Source organism: Burkholderia sp. ZZQ-2, from assembly GCF_050768715.1.
Lineage (GTDB): Bacteria > Pseudomonadota > Gammaproteobacteria > Burkholderiales > Burkholderiaceae > Burkholderia > Burkholderia cepacia.
Genome location: NZ_LDVA01000176.1, coordinates 1 through 4,483, shown reverse-complemented (window position 1 = coordinate 4,483; position 4,483 = coordinate 1). Strand labels below are relative to the sequence as shown.

Annotated in this window: 5 protein-coding genes; all 5 read left to right on the top strand. The window is 70.4% G+C overall.

Annotated features, from left to right (window positions below; translation table 11 throughout):
- A partial coding sequence (locus tag ABY44_RS11415; protein ID WP_431641199.1) for an ABC transporter permease occupies positions 1 to 722 on the top strand: 722 nt, incomplete at its 5' end.
- Between the two features lie 52 nt (positions 723 to 774).
- Positions 775 to 1,554, top strand: a complete 780-nt coding sequence (locus ABY44_RS11410; RefSeq protein WP_034190065.1) for an outer membrane lipoprotein-sorting protein — start codon at positions 775 to 777, stop codon at positions 1,552 to 1,554.
- Positions 1,551 to 2,867, top strand: coding sequence for a hypothetical protein (locus ABY44_RS11405; protein ID WP_060170847.1), 1,317 nt, complete (start codon positions 1,551 to 1,553; stop codon positions 2,865 to 2,867). Before ABY44_RS11410 ends, ABY44_RS11405 begins: the two co-directional genes overlap by 4 nt.
- 16 nt (positions 2,868 to 2,883) lie before the next feature.
- Complete coding sequence (locus tag ABY44_RS11400) at positions 2,884 to 3,300, top strand: DUF4345 domain-containing protein (RefSeq protein ID WP_059694772.1); 417 nt, start codon at positions 2,884 to 2,886, stop codon at positions 3,298 to 3,300.
- Positions 3,293 to 4,405: an esterase/lipase family protein gene (locus ABY44_RS11395; RefSeq protein WP_060170849.1), complete on the top strand. Its 1,113-nt coding sequence runs from the start codon at positions 3,293 to 3,295 to the stop codon at positions 4,403 to 4,405. Before ABY44_RS11400 ends, ABY44_RS11395 begins: the two co-directional genes overlap by 8 nt.
- Positions 4,406 to 4,483 lie beyond the last annotated feature (78 nt).

The window sequence follows — 4,483 nt, the reverse complement described above, 5'->3', positions numbered from 1 at the left end:
GCGCGGGCGGCGCGCCGAACGTCGGCCGCTTCTCGGTCGTGAAGGCCGAGCAGCAGGGCGTGAAGGAGCTCGACGACGTGTATCTCGCGGTGCGTCTGCCGCAGGCGCAGCGGCTCGTGTACGGCGGCGCCGAGCCGCGCGCGACCGCCCTCGAGATCCAGCTCGCGCGCACGGCCGATCTGCCGGCGGCGCGCGCGCGCATCGAGCAGCTGCTGCGCGGCGGCTTCGACGGCCAGCCGCTCGACGTCGTCGATTTCGCGACGCTGAACCCGTTCTACGACCAGACCAACCGGATGTTCTCGGTGATCTTCGGTTTCGTGTTCGTGCTGATCAGCGCGATCGTGCTGTTCGTGATCAGCAACACGATGAGCACCGCGATCATCGAGCGCACGGTCGAGATCGGCACGCTGCGCGCGATGGGCATGCGGCGCGGCGGCATTCAGGCGCTGTTCGTCTGCGAGGGCGCGCTGCTCGGCGTGGCCGGCGCATCGCTCGGCGTGCTGGCGGCGCTCGCGATCGCGGCGGCCGTCAATCACAGCGGGCTGGCCTGGACGCCGCCCGCGCGCATCGACGCGGTCGCGCTGACGGTGCGCGTGTGGGGCGAGTGGCGAACCATCGCCGTCACGTTCGCGGGGCTCGCATGCGTGGCCGGGCTGTCCGCGTGGCTGCCGTCGCGGCACGCGGCGCGGCTGTCGATCGTCGATGCGCTGCGGCACGTATGACGCCGTGCGGATGCGGTCTTTTTCGTTCATTTCACTTTCGGGGAGAGCGCACGTGCGTCGCCTGTTCGTTTCATGCTGTCTGAGTCTTTCATTCCTGGCCGGCGCCGCGCACGCGCAGCCGGCGCCCGATCCGCAGAAGGTGCTCGCGGCGAGCGACGCGATCCGCGCGCCGGCGAAATCGTTCGTGCTGACCGCGACGCTGATCGAGTATCGGTCGGGCAAGCAGGTGGACGGCAATACGCTGTCGATCTATTCGAAGCCCGACGCGCCGGGCGGCGCGTTCCGCACGCTGGTGCGCTTCGTCGCGCCGGCGCGCGACACGGGCAAGCTGATGCTGAAGAACGGCAACGACCTGTGGTTCTACGATCCCGCGAACCAGGCGAGCGTGCGGATCTCGCCCGACCAGCGGCTGCTCGGGCAGGCCGCGAACGGCGACGTCGTGACGGTCAATCTCGCGCACGACTACACGGCCGAGCTGAAGGGCGTCGAGGACATCGCCGACGGCGACCGGCAGACCCGCCGCGCATACCGGCTCGCGCTCACCGGCCACGGCGACGGGCTGACGTACCGCCGCATCGAGATCTGGATCGACGCGGCGAACAACCGGCCCCTGAAGGCGCGCTTCTATTCGGAGAGCGACCGGCTGCTGAAGACCGCGTTCTACCGGCGCTACACGATGCAGCTCGGCGTCGAGCGGCCGACGGAAACGGTCATCATCGACGGGCTCGACAGCAACTGGGTCACGGTCATGCGTTTCTCCGACTACGCGTGGCGCGACATTCCCGATGCATGGCTGCAGCGCGACTACCTGTCCCGCTTCCAGGCGCAATGACGGTGCGGCGTCGATGCCGGGTCGCGGCGCTCGCGTTCGTGCTGCTGCCGGCGCTCGCGCGTGCGGCGTCGGCCGGCGCGGAGGCGACGGGCGGTGCGGGCGGCGTGGATGCGGCCGATGCCGCGGCGCTCGATCTCGCCGACCGGTCCGCCGCGGCGCCGGCCGATACCGCGAAGCCGTGGAAGCTCGACGTGCAGGACGCGTTGCGCGCGAGCCGCTATCGCGACGGCGCGCACGCCGGGCGCAACCAGCTGTCGGTCGAATTCGAGTACGGGCAGTGGCTGACGCCGACGTTCGCCGCGCACTTCTCGATGCGCTTCGACCGCTTCGATCCGCTCGGGACGTCGCGCACGTCGTCGCGCGACGTGACGCTCGTGAAGGAGGCGTACGCGAGCTGGCGCGCGGCGCCGACGTTCGTCGTCGACGCGGGGCGCGTCAACGAGCGGCTCGGCGCGGCGATCGGCTACAACCCGACCGACTTCTTTCGCGCGGGCGCGGTGAGCCTCGACGTGCCGCCCGATCCGGACAGCCGCCACACGAATCGGCTCGGCACGGTCGCGCTGCGCGCGCAGCAGGTGTGGGACACGGGCTCGCTCGCGGCGCTGCTGTCGCCGCGGCTCGAGCGCCGCAGCCTGCCGGGCGATCCGGCCGTATCGTCCGACCTGCAGCGCACCAACGGCGTCGATCGCTGGATGCTCGTCGCGAGCCAGCGGCTCGCCGCGACGATCCAGCCGCAATGGATCGTCTACGGCGAAAGCGGGCAGGCGCCGCAGTTCGGCCAAAACCTGAGCGTGCTGCTCGGCAACTCGGTGGTCGCCTACGTCGAATGGGCGGGCGGCTACCGGCGCTCGCTGATCGCACGCGCGACCGGCGCGGCCGGCGACAGCGCGTTCCGCACGAGCTCGTCGGTGGGCGCGACCTGGACGCTGCCGATCGACCTGTCGCTGAGTGCCGAATTCCAGAGCAACGGCGGCGGCGCGGACGCGTCGCAATGGCGCGCGCTGCAGCGCGCGAACCCGGCGGCCTGGGGCAGCGCGGTGCAGACGTCGATTGCCGCGCAGGAGCTGCAAACCCGTCACGGCGTGTTCCTGATGGCGACATGGCGCAATATCGGTGTGCGCCGTCTGGATCTGTCGGGTTTCGTGCAGGCCGATCTCGGCGGCGGCCGGCAATACTGGCTCGAGCTGCGGCGGCGCTTCGACCGGTTCGACATTGCGCTGCAGTGGCTGCATCAGGGCGGCCCGTCGTGGAGCCGCTTCGGTGCGATGCCGGAGTCGGCCAGCGTGCAGGTGCTGGGCATTTTCTATCGATGAAGCAAGGAGAGTTCGAATGAGCAAACGCGCGCTTCAGGCGGCGACCGCCGTGCTTGCGCTGGTCCCGTCGATCACCGGGGTACTCGGCATGATGGGCATCCACGATCCGTTGTACGCGTCGCTCGGCATCGCGCTGCCGGCCGACGCGACGCTGGACGGCAACCTGCGCTTCTACGCGGGCGTCTGGCTCGGGCTCGGCCTCGCGGCGTTCTCGGTGATCCCGGGGATCGAGCGCCAGGGACGGCTGTTCGCGACGCTGTGGACGATGATCTTCCTCGGCGGCATCGGACGGCTGATTTCGCTCGCGACGCTCGGGCTGCCGTGGCCGCCGTTCGTCGGCTTCACGGTGCTCGAAGTCGTCGGTGCGCCGTTGTTCATCGCGTGGCAGCGGCGCGTGGCCGCGCACGCAACTTTGGGGACCGCGCATGCATGACATCGACATCGATATCGCGAGACGCGCCGCGCCGGTGCGACGCCTTTGGCGCGCGTGCGCGCGCCTCCTGGCCGGTGCCGCGCTGCTCGCCTGCGTCGGCCTGGCCGCACCCGCGGCCGGCGCGCAGACGGCGGCCGGCGCCACGCTCGACGACTACGCGGCGACCCGCTATCCGATCATCCTCGTGCACGGCCTGACCGGCACCGACGACTATTTCGGCGTGGTGCCGTACTGGTACGGGATGCAGGCCGACCTGCAGCGGCATGGCGCGACGGTTTACGTCGCCGACCTGTCGGGGTTCCAGAGCGACCTCGGCCCGAACGGGCGCGGCGAGCAACTGCTCGCCTACGTGAAGCAGGTGCTGGCGGTCACGGGCGCGGCCAAGGTGAACCTGATCGGACACAGCCAGGGCGGGCTGACGTCGCGCTACGTCGCGTCGGTCGCGCCCGCGCTCGTCGCGTCGGTCACGACGATCGCGACGCCGCACCGAGGCTCGCAGTTCGCCGACTTCGTGCTCGCCGCGCTGAAGCTGGACCCGACGGGCATCTCGACGCCGGTGTTCGGCGCGCTCCTGAACCTGTTCGGCGTCTTGACCAGCGACACGCACAACACGAACCAGGATGCGATCGCCGCGCTCGATGCGCTCGGCACGGCGCGAACCACGCGGTTCAACCAGTTGTTCCCGAGCCCGGGCCTTGGCGCCGGTGCCTGTCGCACCGGCGCGCCCGCCGAGACGATCGGCGGCAACGTGCATCTGCTGTATTCGTGGAGCGGCGCCGCATACCAGCCGGTGTCGCTGCTCGGCATCGTGACGGGCGCTGCCGACACCAGCGTAATTCCGGTCATCGATCCGGCGAACCTGCTGGATCCGTCGACGCTCGTGTTCCTGACCGCCGGCAACGTGATGGCGCTGGCCGGTGCGGGGCCGAACGACGGCTTCACGTCGACCTGCAGTTCGATGTTCGGCACGGTGATCTCGACGCGTTACCACTGGAATCACTTCGACGCGATCAATCAGTTGCTCGGCATCCGCGGCGCGTACGCGGAAGACCCGGTCGCCGCGCTGCGCGTGCATGCGAACCGGCTGAAGCTGCAGGGCGTTTGAGCGATGACGGTCCGGACGATGGTGTCTCGCGTCGCGCTCCATGGCGCCGTCGGCACGCTCGCGGCCGCGGCGGTATGG